Source organism: Salinispora pacifica CNR114 (genome assembly GCF_000514775.1).
GTDB lineage: Bacteria > Actinomycetota > Actinomycetes > Mycobacteriales > Micromonosporaceae > Micromonospora > Micromonospora pacifica.
Window position 1 is genome coordinate 1 of sequence record NZ_AZWO01000021.1, and the last position, 15612, is coordinate 15612.

Here is a 15612-nt window from a genome sequence, read left to right on the forward strand (position 1 = left end):
GGCGTGGTATCGGGCGTCGACTCGGGCCAGGTCGCTGTGCCTCGGGTGGTAGGTGAGGGGCTGGTCGGGCACCTGTTCGCGCCAGATCTGGGCCAGGTCGTAGATGGTGTCGGGGTATTTCTCTTGGCTGACCTTCAGTGGCGGTATGCCGTGTTCGGCGAGTNTGGTCAGGATGTTTCCGATGTCGCGGTGGATGCTGGCGACGGGGATGGGTGATTCGCCGACATCTTCGTGGAGGATTCCGGGTTTGTCGTTGACGATCAGGAGTATTTCGGCTCCGGCGGCTGCTGCGGCGGCGGCTTGGTCGGCTGCGCTGATGTCGTCGTTGCGGGTGACGACGGCGATTGTGCCGTCGGCGTCGAGGTCGGTGTAGTCCTCGGGGGTGCCGGTGCCGGCGTGGACGGGGCGTAGCCATTGGGTGCCGGTGGTGATGGTGCTGCCGGGTTGGACGACGGCGTCGATGGGGAGTAGGCCGAGGGCGCGCAGGCTTAGGACCGGTGCTCCCCTGCGCCATTTCGCCGCCATGGCGAAGGAGGTTTCGGTGGTCTTCTCGGTCGGCAGGACGTACACGTCGTCGTATACCGGCGAGATGAAGTGAGCGTAGTAGATAGGCGCCGCTCCGGTGCCGTAGTCGATGGTGTATTGGAGCAGGCGCTGTCGGTTCTCGGTGCGTTGGGGGGTGGTGGTGTCGAGGAGTCGGGCCTGGCTGGCGTCCAGGTTCACCTCGGTTGGTTTGTCGAGCACGACTTCCGGGGCGGCCAGCAGGGCGAGGCCGAGGGAGTCCGCTCGTTCACCCGGGATTTCTGCCGTCGTTTCCAGCGTGTAGGTCCCCGGTGGCAGACGCAGCGTCCGGTCACCATCGACCGGAATGTACCGGGGGAACCATTCGCCGGCTGCTCGCACAATGACGAAATCTTCAGCGGGGTCGCCGTTGCGGTCGCGGAGTTTGATGGTCAGGCCGTAGCGTTCGTCTTCTTTGAGGAGGCCGAGGGCGGTGCGGGTGATGGTGTCGCCGGTAGTGGGGTCGGTGCCGACGAGGTAGCCGGTGTGTGAGCCGATGGCGATTCCACNGGGGTCGGCGGTTACCGGGACGTCCAGCTGGCCGCCCGCGGGGATGGTCACCGTGGAGTCGGTGAGGGTGAATGCGTCGCTGCCGGTGGTGGTGAGGTCGAGGGTGACCGGGGCGGTGCCGCTGTTGGTGAAGGTGACCGGTTCGGTGACGGGGGTGTCGGTGGGCTGGTGCGGCCATTCGAAGTAGCCGATGAATGCCGAGCCGGCGGCGCGTACGGTGCTGTTCACGGCTGCTGCCACGTCGAGTCGGCCGGTGCCGACCTGGAACGCGGTGTAGCTGTCGCTCAGCGCCTCGGCGCTGCTCATCAGGGCGTCCTTGAGCTGCTGGCCGGTCCAGTCGGGGTGTTGCTGGGCGAGGATGGCGGCCGCTCCGGCCACGTGTGGGGCCGCCATCGAGGTGCCGAGCTTTTCTACGTACATGCCGTCGCCGGTGCTTTGTTGGGAGCGGGCGGCGTTGATGGCGACGCCGGGGGCGGTGAGGTCGGGCTTGAGCCCGCCGCTTCCCGCCAGTGGTCCGACGCTGGAGAACCCGGCAAGTTGGTCCTGTTTGTCCACGGCGCCGACGGTCAGCGCGCTTTCGGCGTTGCCGGGGGTGCCGATGGTCATTCCGTTGTTGCCGGCGGCGATGACGAAGAGCGTGTCGTGCTGCGCGGAGAGGTTCTCCACCGCCAGGGTCATCGGGTCGAGGACATCGGTACGCGCCGCGTTGCCGAGGCTCATGTTGACCACGTCGGCGCCGGATTCGGCGGCCCACTGCATGCCGGCGATGATCCAGGAGTCGTAGCCGACGCCTCCGTTGTTGAGGACTTTGCCGATGATCAGGTCGGCTGCGGGGGCGACGCCGGTGTTGTCGCCGTCGGAGGCGGCACCGGTGCCGGCGATGATCGAGGCGACGTGGGTGCCGTGTCCCCGTGGGTCGGTGGTGTCCTGGTTGGGGACGAAGCTGACGCTGTCCTTGATCAGGTTGGTGAGGTCGGGGTGGGTGTGGTCGATGCCGGTGTCGAGGACGGCGACGGTGACGCCGTCGCCGTCGTAGCCGGCTTTCCAGGCTTCGGGGGCGCCGACCTGGGGGACGCTGTCGGCGAGGGTGGCGTGTACCTGGCCGTCGAGCCAGAGCTTCGCGCCGCCGCTGCTGCTTTCCGCGCGGGTCTGACTGGAGCCGGAATCGGCGGTGAGGGTGGTCCAGAGGGTGCGGGTGTCTTCTTTGTCGGTGGTGAGGGCGTGGCCGTTGATGGCGGGTAGGTCGTGGGTGAGGGTGGCGCCCTTGGGTGCGGTGGTGGTGGTGCGAGCTGTTGTGTCGGGGTAGGTGGCGATGAGGGGTATGTCGGTGGTGTGGGCGTCGTCGTAGCCCATCTCGATCAGGTCGGTGACGTTGAACAGTCGTTGGTCGAGTCGGTCGTTGGCGAGCAGGGGGATGGCTTCGTCGGGGATGACGTGGAGGTCGTCGCCGTGTTGTTGGACGCTGAAGCCGCCGGTGGCGTCGTCGGGTTGGTCGACCTCGGTGAGGGTTTTGCCGTCGGCGAGGGTGCGGACGGTGACGACGTCGCCGGTGACCAGGGTGACGGTGTGCGCCTNCGGGGCGGCGGCGGGTGTGGCGAGGGGAGCGGTTGTCGGGGACAGGCCGGCATTCGCGGCAGCCGGATCGATCGCGGCGGCTGAGGTCGCGATCATCGCGGCGGCCACGGCGGCGGCGATCAGCCGCCGCCGTGATCGGCCAGCAGCAAACGGGCTTGAATGGGAATGCATAGACGTAGTTCTACCCACCGCACCCCGAAAGGTAAACACTCTGTTAGTTGTTGACTACATAGCGGCGTGGTTTGTCAGAGTGGACGATCCCGGTGCCGCTCAGTCGTCGCCACGATCAGAGGTCAAGCAGGATGGTGCGCGGGCCGACGTTCACGCTCTCCACCAGCATCTGGGCCCGGAAGCGCCCGGTCTCCACCTTGGCCCCACGGGCACGCAGCTCCTCGACGACCGTGGTGACCAGGGGTTCGGCCACCTCCGCCGGGGCGGCGGCGGTCCAACTCGGGCGGCGGCCCTTGCGGGCGTCCCCGTAGAGGGTGAACTGGCTGACCACCAGGATCGGGGCACCGAGGTCGGCGGCCGACCGTTCCCCGTCGAGGATCCGCAACTCGTGCACCTTTCGAGCGAGGGTTCGGGCGGTCTGCGTTGTGTCGGAGTGGGTCACCCCGAGCAGCACCAGCAGGCCGTCGCTGATCGCCCCCACCACCACATCGTCAACCGTGACCTGGGCCCGGCCGACCGTCTGCACCACCGCGCGCATCAGACCACCACCCCCCGCATCACTCCACCACCGGCTCGACGAAACCGCGCTCGACCAGGTGGGCCACGATCGGGCCGGCCGCCTCCGCCAGCTCGCCCGGGGCCACGTCGTGCGCGGAGGCGAGCAGGGCGAGCTGATCGCGCAGCGGCAACCGTCCGTCCGCCCCGCCGACCAGGGCCAAAACGATCGGGTCGATCTCCTCGGTCCAGCGCAGGCCGCGCGGCATGGCGAGGATCTGTCGGTTCACCGACCACCCCTCGTCGCTCATGGTGGCCTCCTGCCGCAGCTGGAGGTCGTCGGCGGCCCGGTAACGCGCCGCGAGCAGCCCGTCGGTGTCACGGACCCGGAGCCACTCCTGGCGGTCGAACCACTCTGTGACGCGGTCGCCGAGCGGCGCCTCGACCAGCTGGCGCAGCTCCTCCACCCGGACAACCGGGTCGTCGTGGCCGGAGCGGCGCAGCGAGACGATGCCGAAGCCGATCGCCTCAACCTTGTGCGCGTCGAACCAGTCCAACCACTCGGCCATCCGTTCCGGGCTGGCCGTTTCGCCGACGTCGGAGAGCCACAGATTGACGTACGCCATCGGGTCGGCGACCTCGCGCTGGATCACCCAGGCATCCAGCCCGCTGCCGGTGAACCAGCCGGCGACCCGCTCGGCCCAGTCCTCACCGGCGACGTGCACCCAGTTCGCGAGGTACTGCATGGTGCCGCCCTCGGTGAGCAAGCTGGGGGCGGCGGCGGCCAACTCGGCGCCGATCGCGTCGCCCACCCGCCCGGAGTCGCGATAGACGTGCGTGGTGGTGCCCGGCCCGACAACGAACGGTGGGTTGCTGACCACCAGATCGAAGCGGCGCCCGGCGACCGGGGCGGTCAGGTCGCCGCGAAGCAGTTCCCAGTCCTGCCCGTTGAGGGCGGCGGTGGTCGCGGCGAAGCGCAGCGCCCGCTCGGAGAGGTCGGTGGCCGTGACCCGCCGGGCATGGGTGGAGAGGTGCAGGGCCTGGACGCCGGAGCCGGTGCCCAGGTCGAGTGCGGTCTCGACCGGCTGCCGGACCGTCGCCCCGATCAGGGTCTGGGTGGCGCCGCCGATGCCCAGTACATGCTCGGCCTGCAACGCCCGGCCGGGGTGGGTGCTGGCGGGCGCGTCGGCGAGCACCCACCAGTCATCCCCGTACGGCTCCAGGTCGAGGCCCATCCGTAGGCCGTCGCCGTGCCGCTCGACCAGGCCACCGGCGAGCGCCTCCTTGATCGGCAGCGGCGCGAGCGCGGTGGCGACCGCCTCGTACGGCTCGGTCTGTTCGCAGACGAAGAGCCGGATCAGGGTGGCGAGGGGATCGCGGTCCTCGGTGGCGCGCAGCGCGGCTCGGAAGTCGTTGCGGGCCATGCCGCCGGTCGCCTGCGACCCCAGCCGGCCGGCGATCCCGTTCGAGGTGAAGTTCGCCCGGGTCAGGGCGTTGCGCAGCGCCGCCACGCCGGCGGGGGAGAAGAGCATGTCATCTGGGTCCACGCCGCTATCCTGCCCGCCATCGACATCGTCGTGGGCGGCACCCGCCGGACTTCGGCCGCTGGTGTCAGGCCGAGCGGGGTCTGCGCCCTCACGGCGTCGCCGGGGCTGCTGCGCCTACACGCTGATCAGAGTCGAGGTGACGGTGGTGGGGAAGACGCGGGCGGTGCCCTCGACGGTGACTCCGACCTCGGCGCCTACCGGCACCGTCGGACTGCCGTCGAGGATCCGGGCGGTGACTCGGGTGCCGTCGGCCAGCCGGAGGCCGACCAGCGCGTCGTGCCCGTGGAAGTCGTGCCGCAGTACGGTGGCGGCGACCGTCCCCGGGCCGGTACCCAGGCGGACCTGCTCCGGTCGGACGAGGACGGTCACCGGGCCGGCCGGGGCGCTGTCGGCGATCGGCACGTCCCCCAGACAGGTGCGTGCGGTGCCGCCGTCCAGGACCACCGCCGGCAGCAACACCGCGTCGCCGACGAAACCGGCCACCCACTCGTCGGCTGGCTCCCGGTAGACGGCGGTCGGCGTCCCGGCCTGTACCACCCGACCGGCGCGTAGCACCACCACCCGGTCGGCCACGGACAGCGCCTCACCCTGATCGTGGGTGACCAACACGCCGGTCGCGCCGTCGGCGCGTAGGGCCTCCCGGACGTCGTGTCGCAGTCCGGCCCGGAGTCCGGCATCGAGGGCGCTGAAGGGTTCATCCAACAGCACCACCGACGGGCGGGGCGCGAGCGCCCGGGCCACCGCGACCCGCTGCTGCTGGCCGCCGGAGAGCTGGTGTGGCATCCGGTGGCCGAGCCCGGCAAGGCCCACCAGGGTCAGCACCTCCTCGATCCGGTCGCCTCGGCGGGCGGCGCGACCCAAGCCGTACCCGACGTTGTCGGCGACGCTGAGGTGCGGAAAGAGCGCGCCTTCCTGGGGCACCACGGCAATACGGCGGCGGTGGGCGGGCAGGTGCAGGCCGGAGCCGGCGATCGGGACACCATCGATGTGGATCTCGCCGTCGTCGAGGCGTTCGAACCCGGCGAGGCAGCGCAGCAATGTCGTCTTGCCGCAGCCGGAGGGCCCCAGCACGGCGGTGAGTAGCCCGGACGGCACCGTGAGGTCGACACCGGCGAGCGCGGTCACCGCGCCGTACCGCCGGACCACCCCGGTCAGCGCGACCTCACTCATCCCCGGTCCTCCTTGTCGAGCAGGCCGCTGCGGGAGACCAGCAGCCAGGTGGGCAGCGCCGAGATCGCCACCAGTAACGCCGCGTACGGGGCGGCGGCAGCGTACGCGCCGACCGACGTGGCGGTCCACAGCTCGGTGGCGAGGGTGTCTGTCCCCGTCGGCCGCAGCAGCAGGGTGGCGGGAAGCTCCTTCATGCCGGTCAGGAAGACCAGCGCCGCGCCCGCACCGATACCGGGCAGGACCAGCGGCAGGGTCACCGTACGCAGCACGGTCAGTGGGCCCCGGCCCAGCGAGCGGGCCACCTCCTCCAGCCCCGGTGGGGACTGGGTGGCAGCGCCGGCGACCGCGCCGACCGCGAGGGGGAGGAAGAGGGTCGCGTACGCCAGCGCCAGCAGCCAGCGGGTCTGGTAGAGCGGGTACGCCACGGTGATACCGAAGAAGATCAGCGAGAGCCCGATCACGACCCCGGGCAGCGCGTGGGCGAGGTACACGAGCCGGTCCAGCACCGTGGTCAGCGCGTTGGGCGCGCGGGCGACGAGCAGCCCCAACGGCAGCGCCAGCAGCATGGTCAGCGCGGCGCCACTCAACGAGACGGTCAGCGAGTTGCCGGCGGCGACGGCCACCTCGGCCAGGGCACCTGGGCGGGACACACCGTCGGCGAGCCGTCGGGCCAGGCTCAGCGCGGGCACCCCGAGGGCGAGTGTCGCCACGCCGAGCAGCGCGGCGAGCGCCGGCCAGCGGGCGGCGCCGAGTTGCAGCCGGGCCGGCGGGCGGCGGATGCCGCCGAGTCGTGCGTAGCGGGCGCCCCGCCGCCGGGTGGTGGTCTCGGCGGTGAGCAGCAGCACGGTCAGCGCCACCAGCACGCTGGCGAGTACCAACGCGCCGGTGCGGTCGAACCCCAGGTCGAACGCGACGAAGATGGCTCGGGTGAAGGTGTCGGTGCGCAGGATCGAGACGGCCCCGAAATCGGAGAGCACGTAGAGGGCGACCAGCAGCCCGCCCGCCGCCATGGCGGGACGGATCTGGCGTAGGGTCACCGCGGTGAACGTCTGCCATCCGCTGCGTCCCAGTGACCGGGACACCTCCTCCTGGGCCGGGTCCGCGCCGCGCAGTGCCGCCGCGACCGGCAGGAAGACGTACGGGTAGGAGCAGAGCGTCAGCACCAGCGCGGCCGGCCAGAAGCCTTCCAGCCCGCGTATCTCGGAGAGCCAGGCGAAGGCCGCGATGTACGTGGGGACGGCCAGCGGCAGCGCCGCCAGCACCGCGAAGAACCGCCGGCCGGGCAGCTGGGTGCGGGTGACCAGGAAGGCGGTGCCGACACCGAGCAGGACGCAGGCGGCGGTGACCACCGCTGCGAGGGCGAGGCTGCGGAGGGCGAGCAGCGCGACCCGCTCGGTCCACAACTCGTCGACGACCCGGTCCCAGCCGGCCTCCGCGGTGCGGAGCGCGAGGTAGGTCAGGGGCAGCAGGGCTACGACCACCGCCGCCGTCGACGCCGCCAGCAGCACCGGTCGGGGCGCCAGCCGTCGCACCCGGTTGGGTACGGCGAAGCGGGTCGGCCTGCTGGTGGCCGACCCCGCCGTGGCCGTCGGAGTGCTCAGGGCACCAGCCCGGAGTCGGTGATCATGGCGACGGTGGCCTCAAGGGTGTCCAGGTCGTTGAGGTCGATGGCGGGCACCTTCAGGTCGGCCAGTGGCGGCACGTACGTCGGACCGGGCACGCCCGTCACCACCGGGTACTCGAAGGTCTCCTCGGCGAAGTACCGCTGGGCCTCCGCGCCGAGTAGGAAGTCGACGAACGCCTGGGCGTCGGCGTCCTCGGCGGCCCGGTTGAGCACCCCGACACCGGCGATGTTCACCAGGGCGCCGGTGTCACCGTCGGGGAAGAAGTGCAGCTTGGCCTGCAACGCCTCCGGCGTGCTGCCCTGCTCTTCGGCGATCGCGCCGAGGTAGTAGTGATTGACCAGTCCCATGGGGACCTCGCCGGCGTCGACGGCCTCAACGATCCGGATGTTGTTGTCGAGGATCTGCGCCTCGTTGGCCTTGAGGTCGGAGAGGAATTCCTGCGCCCGCTGGTCGCCGTGCTGTACTCGGATCGCGGTGACGAACGCCTGGAAGGAGGCGTTGGTCGGAGCGAGCGCGACCTTGCCCTTCCACGCCGGACCGGTCAGGTCGAAGACGGAGGTCGGGAGTTGGTCGGCGGGGACCTGGTCGGCGTTGTAGACCAGCACCCGGGAGCGGGCGCTGATGCCGACCCACTGGCCGCTGCGCGCCCGGTAGGTCTCGGTGACCTGGTCGGTGCTGGTCTCCGGCAGCGTGGCGAACATGTCCTGTTTGGCCACGGTGCCGAGGGCGCCGGCGTCCTGGGCGAAGAAGATGTCGGCCGGGGACCGGTCGCCCTCCTCGACGAGCTGCGCCGCCAACTGGGCGGTGGTGGCGTATCGGGGCCGGATCTCGATGCCGGTCTGCTCGGTGAACTTCTCCAGCAGCGGCTTGACGAGCTTCTCGTTCCGTCCGCTGTAAACGGTGATGATCTTGTCGTTGGGCTCGCCGGGGTCGGTGTCATCCGCACCGGACCCGCAGGCGACCAGGCCAACGGAGAGTAGTCCGGTCGCGACGAAAGTCGCAGCGGACCGGCGGAAGAGTGCAGACACGACGAACCTCATTCACACGACAGGTCGGCGGAGACTAACCCGGTGAAGTTAGCACAGGCTAACCTCACAGTGATGTGGCGTGCGGGATGAATCACGGTGGTGGACCGGTCGTGGGCCGCTCGGGCCGGCGGCGGGGGTGATCGGCGAGGCAGGTCAGGGCTGGCAAAGGGCAGGTCAGCGCCCGGCGGCGGCTGACAAGCGGCGGGTCAGCGCCGCCGGGTGAAGCCGACGAAGGCCTGCCACGCCGCCGGCCCGAAGGCCAGCGTCGGCCCGAGCGGGTCCTTGCTGTCGCGGACGCCGACGACACCGGGGAGATTGTCGGCCACCTCTACACAGTCGCCGCCGTTACCGCCGCTCTTCGTGCTCTTGCGCCACTGGGCACCGGTCAGGTCCATGCTGCTGCCGCTTCTCTCAGGAGATCCAGGGAACGCCCACGGGGGAGGGCCTCCCCACGGATGAGTTCCCACCGTCGCTCCAGCGTAACAATGTCCGATGTCTTCTCCAGCAGCTGCGCCCGCGCGGGGCTGTCCACGTGGGCCACCCGCGACCCGTCCGGCATGTCGGCGATGGTGAATGGCCCGTCCAGCCCCGGGTAGCTGGGGGCGTCGAGCGGGACGACGTGCAGCTGCACCTTCGGCGACTCGGCGCAGGCCAGCAGGTGGGCGAGCTGCTCGGCCATGAGAGCCCGGCTGTCGCCGACCCGCCGCCGCAGGACCCCGGCGTCTAGCACGGCGATCAGCAGCGGCCCCTGCTCGCGCTGGAGGATCGCCTGGCGGTTGAGCCGCGCCTCGACCAGATCGTCGGTGTCGGTGGTGAGGATGCCGCCGGCGAGCGTCGCCTCCGCGTACGCCTCGGTCTGGAGCAGCCCCGGCACCCAGGCGAGCTGGAAGGCCCGTAACGCGATCGCCTCGCGTTCGACGTTGACCCAGGGGCGGAACCAGACCGGCTCCCGGCGGCGGCTCACGTCCGGCCAGAGGGTGTCGATGTCTCGGCCCAGCAGCTCCGCGACGGTGGCCCGGTGTCGGGCCTGCGGGATGTGGCCGGGGTTGGCCCACCTCGCGGCGGTCTTTGGATGGACGCCGACCTGACCCGCGAGACTTTCGGCGGTGTGCCCCGCCTCGGTGAGCGCTGCGACAAATGCATGGTTCATGCCGGCTCCTACCTGGAACGAAGGGACTGTCCAAAAAACTAAAGGCAACGCTGTGTGATTGTCCAGCTTCGGATTGGAGGGTGATGACAGGACGGTGCGGCCGGTGCGGACCCGAGCCCGCCGGAGGCACTGTCGGGCCGCCCCGCCGGGGGTGGTGGGGCGGCCCTTCCACGCACCGAGGAGGCAGTCATGCGAGTACGTTGGTTCCGTTGTCGGCGTCGTCGACAAGACACCCCGGCGCAGCTACCGCGGCGGGTTCCGGCCGCACCCCAGCCGGCCTGGATGACGGCACCGACCGAGGCGTTTCCCCGGCCCGGTCGGGTCGGCTGGCTGACCCCCGCCCAGTCCTGGCGGGCGAACGGGGGGCGGCGGTGAGGCCGCACTCGTTGCCGCAGCCGAGACTCGGCCCCCACCCCGAGCACCCCCGCCACCGCGCCGGGAACCGGCCGCCACACACGCCGCTGCGGCCGATGTGGGCATGCCGGGCGTGTGGCCAGCCGTGGCCCTGCGCGGAGGCCCGGCTGCTGTTGAAAGCCGAGTTTGCGACGCGCCCACCCAGTTTGTCGATCTACCTCGCCGGGCTGTTGTACGAGGCGATGCACGACCTGTATCACCTGAACCCGCACGACGGGCCCGGTCCGCGTGAGCTCTTTGACCGGTTCGTGGCCTGGGGCCCCTACCGCCGACCGGCCGGGCAGCCCGGGGAGTGATACCCCGGGCGCCGGACCCACCGATCCTCGCCGGGCCGGAAGGCGAGCCGGAAAGCGAGGTTGCCGGCGACCTCCCGTGGCCGGAGGGCGAGGTGACAGGATGAGGGGGATCCCCGAGGAGGTCCGTGGTGAAGCGTCCGGCGTACCAGCCGATCCTGATCACCGACGCCCCGCGCAGCCAGGACGATCAGCTCACCAGCCGCCAGAAGCGGTACGTGCTGATGATGGGCGTCCGAGTGGTGTGTCTGATCGTCGGCGCGATCTTGGTCGGCGTGGAGGCCCCCATGCTCTGGCTCTGGCTGCCCCTGGCCGGCCTGGGCATGATCCTGATTCCGTGGCTGGCCGTGCTGCTGGCCAACGACCGGCCGCCGAAGGAGAAGCACCGTCTCGGTGGCAAGTTCCGGCCCCGGTCCCGGTCCTTGGCGGACCCGGCGCCGACGAGCCTCACCGCCGAGGAACAGCCGCACAAGGTCATCGACGCCGAGCAGTGACACCGGGCGTCAGCTCGGTGGTCGGGCCCCCACCTGGCCGACCGCCGACGCGCCCAGGTCACCGGCGCGCTGCAGCACCGCCTCCGGGGTCGCCCCGGTCAGCCAGGTGGAGAGCAGGCCGGCAGCGAACGCGTCGCCGGCCCCGGTGGGATCGACCACCGTCATCCGGCGGGTCGGGGTCACCGCGACCATGGCATCCCGGTCCACCCAGACCGCGCCGGCCGCTCCCCGTTTCACCACCACCCGCCGGGCCGAGGCGGAGAGCACCCGCCCCTGCGCCGCCGGGTCGAGCCCGCCCGCCAGCACTCGGGCCTCCGCGGCGTTGACCAGGAGCAGGTCGATGCCGCGTACCCAGCTCAGGAAGCCCGCCGCGCCGACCCGCCGCAGCGGTGCCGCACTGGCCGCGTCCACGCTGATCGAGAGCCCCCGTTCGCGGGCCGCGGCCAGTGCGCGGAGCCCGGCCGGCCGGGACCCGGCATCCAGCAGGGTGTAACCGGACAGGTGTAGGTGGCCGGCGTCCGGCGTGGCGTCAAGAGCGGCGTCGACCGCCGCCGGCGAAAGCCACAGGTTCGCCCCCCGCTCGGTGACCATCGTGCGTTCGTCGCTGGTGGCCAGCACCAAAACCGTTCCGGTGGGGACCTCGGGTACCCGGGTGACCGCGCAGTCGACCCCGCCGCGCGCCAACTCGGCGACCCGGTCCCGGCCGGGACCGTCGTCGCCCACCGCCCCGACCAACGTCACCGGCATGCCCAACGCGCCCAGCCAGGCCGCGGTGTTCGCCGCCTGGCCGCCCCCGGTGAACCGGATCTCGGCCGGCGTGTCCGAACCGGTCATCAGCGGCCCGGCCAGCACCGCCACCACGTCGGTGATCAGGTCGCCGACGACGACCACCCGGGGTGGCGTCATGCCTGCCGGGCAGCCGACGCGACCGCGATCCGGGCGGCGAGGTCGGCGTTGCGCAGGATGATCCGGATGTTCACCGCGAGGCTGGCCCCCTCGGTCGCGGAGTGGAAGTGTGCCAGCAGGAACGGGGTCACCGCCTTGCCGGTGATCCCCTCCTGCCGCAACAGCGCCAGCCCTTCGGCCAGGGTGCGATCGTGTAGCGCCGGGTCGAGCTGCTCGTCGGTGGGCAGCGGGTTGGCCACGACCAGGCCGCCGGAGTGCAACCCGTGCTGCTCCTGGGCGGCGAGCGCCCCCGCCACCTGCTCCGGCGAGTCGACCGACCAGTCCAGGTCGAAGCCGCCGTCGGTGAGGTAGAAGCCGGGGAAGCGGCGGGTGCGGTAGCCGACCACCCCGACCCCGAGTGTCTCCAGGCGTTCCAACGTGGCGCCCGAGTCGAGCATCGACTTCACCCCGGCGCAGACCACGGCGATCGGCGTACGGGCCAGGGTCGTCAGGTCGGCGGACTCGTCGAAGCTCTGGGCCGCCTCGCGGTGCACGCCGCCGAGACCGCCGGTGGCGAACACCCGGATCCCCGCCGCCGCGGCCACCGCGCTGGTAGCGGCCACGGTCGTGGCGCCGTCCGCGCCGGTCGCGGCAGCCACGGCGAGATCGCGTACGGAGAGCTTGGCCACGTCGTCAACGGTGGCGAGACGGGTCAGCTCCGCGTCGTCGAGGCCGACCACGAGCTGGCCGGCGACCATGCCGATGGTGGCCGGTACCGCGCCGGCGTCCCGGACGGTCTGTTCGATCTCGCGGGCCACCCGGAGATTGTCCGGCTGGGGCAGGCCGTGCGAGACGATTGTGCTCTCGAGCGCTACCACGGGACGGCCGACGCGGAGCGCGTCGGCGACCTCGGCGCCGTGTCGGAGGTGAAAGGTGGTCACAGTGCCCAACCGTACGGCGTCGGTCAGTCGGGCTCGAAGTAGACCGGGTAAAGGGTGACCTGCCAGACTTGGTGGGTGGAGGTATGGAAGTGAGCACACAGGTTCTCGAGCGTCCCGAGGTCAAGGACGCCGACACCGGCCCCGAGATGTTCCATTACGTGCGCAAAGAGAAGATCGCCGAAAGTGCCGTGATGGGCACCTACGTCGTGGCGCTCTGCGGCGAGACCTTCCCGGTCACCAAGTCGGCCAAACCGGGCTCACCGGTCTGCCCCAAGTGCAAGGAGATCTACGAGTCGATGCGCGAGTGAGTCGACCGCAGGCTGGTCCGCCGCCCGCGCGAGCTGTGGCGGTACTCACCGCTCCGTCCCCCCTGCGTTGACCGTGGCGTCGAGTGGGGCGTACGGCGCTCGCTGGTTATGCTGGGCCGGCCCTCGCGGCACTGCGCGCGGGGGCGTTTTCATGGGCGGCGGCGGCGCCGATGCCGGTACGGCTCAGGGGCGTGCGTTCGTAACCCGCGATCCTCGGTCGGGGCCGTCCCGCCGGCGGTGAGAGGAGTTTCGCGTGGCAGCCCGGACGCCAACGCTCGAGACGTTCCCAGCCCTGCGCGCCTGGCAGCGCCGGGCGCTGGTGGAGTACCTACGTCGGCGGGAGCCGGATTTCACCGCGGTCGCCACCCCGGGGGCCGGTAAAACCACGTTCGCCCTTCGGGTCGCCGCCGAGCTGCTCGCCGATGGCAGCATCGAGGCGATCACCGTGGTCGCCCCGACCGAGCACCTCAAGACCCAGTGGGCGCAGGCTGCCGCCCGGGTCGGCATCCAGCTCGACGCGGCATTCCGGAACGCGGACCTGCACTCGTCGGCCGACTTCCACGGGGCGGTGGTCACCTACGCCCAGGTGGGGATGGCACCGCAGGTGCACCGGCGGCGCACCCTGACCCGGCGGACCCTGGTCATCCTTGACGAGATCCACCACGCCGGCGACTCCCGGACCTGGGGGGACGGGGTGCATGCGGCTTTCGAGGGCGCGGAGCGCCGGCTCATGCTCACCGGCACCCCGTTTCGCTCCGACGACAACCCGATCCCGTTCGTCAGCTACGAGCGGGGCGGGGACGGCCTCCTACGATCCCGCGCCGACTCCGTCTACGGCTACGCCGACGCGCTGCACGACGGCGTGGTACGCCCGGTGCTCTTCCTGGCCTACTCGGGGGAGACCCGGTGGCGGACGAACGCCGGTGAGGAGCTGGCCGCCCGGCTCGGGGAGCCGATGACCCAGGATCTGATCGCGCAGGCGTGGCGGACCGCGCTCGACCCGGCCGGCGACTGGATGCCGCAGGTGCTGCGGGCGGCGGATGCCCGGCTGACCGTGCTGCGTAACGCCGGGATGCCGGACGCCGCTGGGCTGGTGATCGCCAGTGACCAGCAGGCCGCCCGGTCGTACGCGAAGCTCATCGAGCAGGTGACCGGGGAGAAGGCCGCCGTGGTGCTCTCCGACGACGCGGGCGCCTCGGACCGGATCGCGACGTTCGCGACGGCTGAGCAGCGTTGGCTGGTGGCGGTCCGGATGGTCTCCGAAGGGGTGGACATCCCGCGGCTCGCCGTCGGCGTCTACGCCACCAGCGCCAGCACCCCGCTCTACTTCGCCCAGGCCATCGGGCGGTTCGTCCGGGCCCGCCGGCCGGGGGAGACGGCGTCGGTCTTCCTGCCCAGTGTCCCGCACCTGCTCGGCCTCGCCAGTGAGATGGAAGCCGAGCGGGATCACGTGCTGGGCAAGCCGAAGGACCGGGAGGGCTTCGACGACGACCTGCTGGAGCGCGCCCAGCGGGACGACCAGGCCAGCGGTGAACTGGAGAAGCGGTTCGCCGCGCTCTCGGCGACCGCCGAGCTGGATCAGGTGATCTTCGACGGCGCATCCTTCGGCACCGCCGCGCAGGCCGGTACGCCAGAGGAGGAGGAGTACCTCGGGCTGCCCGGTCTACTCACCGCCGATCAGGTGGCCATGCTGCTGTCCAAGCGGCAGGCCGAGCAGCTCGCCGCGTCGCGACGCCGGAGCACCACGCGGCCGGCGGAGCCGGCCGCGGCGACCGCTGCCGCCCCGCCGGCGCCGATGAGTGCGGCGCAGCGTCGGGTGGCGCTGCGCCGACAGTTGAACGCCCTGGTGGCTGCCCGGCATCACCACACCGGCCAGCCGCACGGCAAGATCCATGCGGAGCTTCGCCGTCGGTGCGGTGGTCCGCCCAGCGCCCAGGCGACTATTGAGCAGTTGGAGGAGCGGATCGCCACCGTCCAGACCCTCTGACCCGACCCGCAGCCGACCGGTAGGCCGAGACAGGACGGCGGCTACCGGACACGACGACGGTAGGCGCCGGGCAAGAAACGGTAGCCGCGGAGAAGCGGATGGCAGGCGCGGACAGGAGGACGGTCGGCGCCGGAGACGACAAAGCCGGCCGGGCCCAGCGGGCCCGGCCGGCTTTGTACGTTCGGTTGCGGATCCTCAGTTGGTCATCAGATCGGCGCCACGCCAGCTGAACTCCGGGTCCGCCGCGTACCGCACAGTGATCTTGACGAGATCCTCTGCGTATTTATTCGCGTGATGTCCGCAAAATACCAGTTCCCCGCCGCCAGCAAGGGTAATGCGGAGCTTGCCGGCAGCATTGCAGCGGTCGCACCGTTCATCGGCGGCCGGGGGGCTCACCGTCTCGGGCGGCGGCGTGAGGGTCGGGGTCATCGCCTTCCTCCTCTGGTCGTCACCGATGA

16 protein-coding genes are annotated in these 15612 nt (G+C 71.3%); 5 read left to right on the forward strand and 11 right to left on the reverse strand.

Annotation, left to right across the window (positions count from 1 at the left end; all coding sequences use genetic code 11):
- The 8 genes from B118_RS0114570 to B118_RS0114605 form a co-directional block, all read right to left on the reverse strand.
- Positions 1-2817, reverse strand: a 2817-nt coding sequence (locus tag B118_RS0114570) for a S8 family serine peptidase (protein WP_043541387.1), incomplete at its 3' end; no start/stop codon positions are given.
- 115 nt (positions 2818-2932) lie between these two features.
- Complete coding sequence (gene dtd / locus B118_RS0114575; protein WP_018220557.1) at positions 2933-3355, reverse strand: D-aminoacyl-tRNA deacylase; 423 nt, start codon at positions 3353-3355, stop codon at positions 2933-2935.
- 19 nt (positions 3356-3374) lie between these two features.
- Complete coding sequence (locus tag B118_RS0114580) at positions 3375-4859, reverse strand: DUF7782 domain-containing protein (protein WP_018220556.1); 1485 nt, start codon at positions 4857-4859, stop codon at positions 3375-3377.
- Between the two features lie 114 nt (positions 4860-4973).
- Positions 4974-6029 (reverse strand): ABC transporter ATP-binding protein, encoded by a 1056-nt coding sequence (locus B118_RS0114585; RefSeq protein WP_018818045.1) that lies wholly within the window; start codon positions 6027-6029, stop codon positions 4974-4976.
- Positions 6026-7561 carry an ABC transporter permease gene (locus B118_RS0114590; protein WP_028192961.1) on the reverse strand — a complete coding sequence of 512 codons (1536 nt, stop codon included), beginning with the start codon at positions 7559-7561 and terminating at the stop codon, positions 6026-6028. Before B118_RS0114590 ends, B118_RS0114585 begins: the two co-directional genes overlap by 4 nt.
- Positions 7562-7626: 65 nt before the next feature.
- Positions 7627-8694, reverse strand: coding sequence for an iron ABC transporter substrate-binding protein (locus B118_RS0114595; RefSeq protein WP_026185307.1), 1068 nt, complete (start codon positions 8692-8694; stop codon positions 7627-7629).
- A gap of 194 nt (positions 8695-8888) precedes the next feature.
- Complete coding sequence (locus B118_RS0114600; RefSeq protein ID WP_028192962.1) at positions 8889-9077, reverse strand: DUF397 domain-containing protein; 189 nt, start codon at positions 9075-9077, stop codon at positions 8889-8891.
- Positions 9068-9832, reverse strand: coding sequence for a DUF5753 domain-containing protein (locus B118_RS0114605; protein ID WP_018220551.1), 765 nt, complete (start codon positions 9830-9832; stop codon positions 9068-9070). Before B118_RS0114605 ends, B118_RS0114600 begins: the two co-directional genes overlap by 10 nt.
- A 189-nt stretch (positions 9833-10021) precedes the next feature.
- Between B118_RS0114605 and B118_RS30485 the strand changes: the two genes are divergently transcribed.
- From B118_RS30485 to B118_RS0114615, 3 genes are all read left to right on the forward strand, one after another.
- Entirely contained in the window at positions 10022-10207 is a 186-nt protein-coding gene (locus tag B118_RS30485; RefSeq protein WP_080635131.1) for a hypothetical protein, read from the forward strand.
- The gene (locus tag B118_RS0114610; RefSeq protein WP_026185306.1) at positions 10204-10542 is read left to right on the forward strand and encodes a hypothetical protein; all 339 of its coding nucleotides are present in this window, start codon (positions 10204-10206) and stop codon (positions 10540-10542) included. Before B118_RS30485 ends, B118_RS0114610 begins: the two co-directional genes overlap by 4 nt.
- A gap of 128 nt (positions 10543-10670) precedes the next feature.
- A complete protein-coding gene (locus tag B118_RS0114615) occupies positions 10671-11033 on the forward strand; it encodes a DUF3099 domain-containing protein (RefSeq protein WP_026185305.1) in 363 nt (120 codons plus the stop codon).
- Positions 11034-11042: 9 nt separating this feature from the next.
- Here B118_RS0114615 and B118_RS0114620 read toward each other — a convergent pair whose 3' ends face one another.
- Together B118_RS0114620 and B118_RS0114625 are read right to left on the reverse strand one after the other, a co-directional pair.
- On the reverse strand, positions 11043-11939 hold the full coding sequence (locus B118_RS0114620; protein ID WP_018220548.1) for a carbohydrate kinase family protein: 897 nt from the start codon (positions 11937-11939) through the stop codon (positions 11043-11045).
- The gene (locus tag B118_RS0114625; RefSeq protein ID WP_028192963.1) at positions 11936-12859 is read right to left on the reverse strand and encodes a pseudouridine-5'-phosphate glycosidase; all 924 of its coding nucleotides are present in this window, start codon (positions 12857-12859) and stop codon (positions 11936-11938) included. The genes B118_RS0114620 and B118_RS0114625 overlap by 4 nt, the downstream gene beginning before the upstream one ends.
- 83 nt (positions 12860-12942) lie before the next feature.
- Here B118_RS0114625 and B118_RS0114630 point away from each other — a divergent pair, with 83 nt between their 5' ends.
- Positions 12943-13167, forward strand: coding sequence for a DUF3039 domain-containing protein (locus B118_RS0114630; protein ID WP_018220546.1), 225 nt, complete (start codon positions 12943-12945; stop codon positions 13165-13167).
- 253 nt (positions 13168-13420) lie between these two features.
- Positions 13421-15154 carry a DEAD/DEAH box helicase gene (locus B118_RS0114635; protein ID WP_018220545.1) on the forward strand — a complete coding sequence of 578 codons (1734 nt, stop codon included), beginning with the start codon at positions 13421-13423 and terminating at the stop codon, positions 15152-15154.
- Between the two features lie 195 nt (positions 15155-15349).
- Here B118_RS0114635 and B118_RS0114640 read toward each other — a convergent pair whose 3' ends face one another.
- Complete coding sequence (locus tag B118_RS0114640; protein WP_012181646.1) at positions 15350-15583, reverse strand: DUF7455 domain-containing protein; 234 nt, start codon at positions 15581-15583, stop codon at positions 15350-15352.
- Positions 15584-15612: the final 29 nt, after the last annotated feature.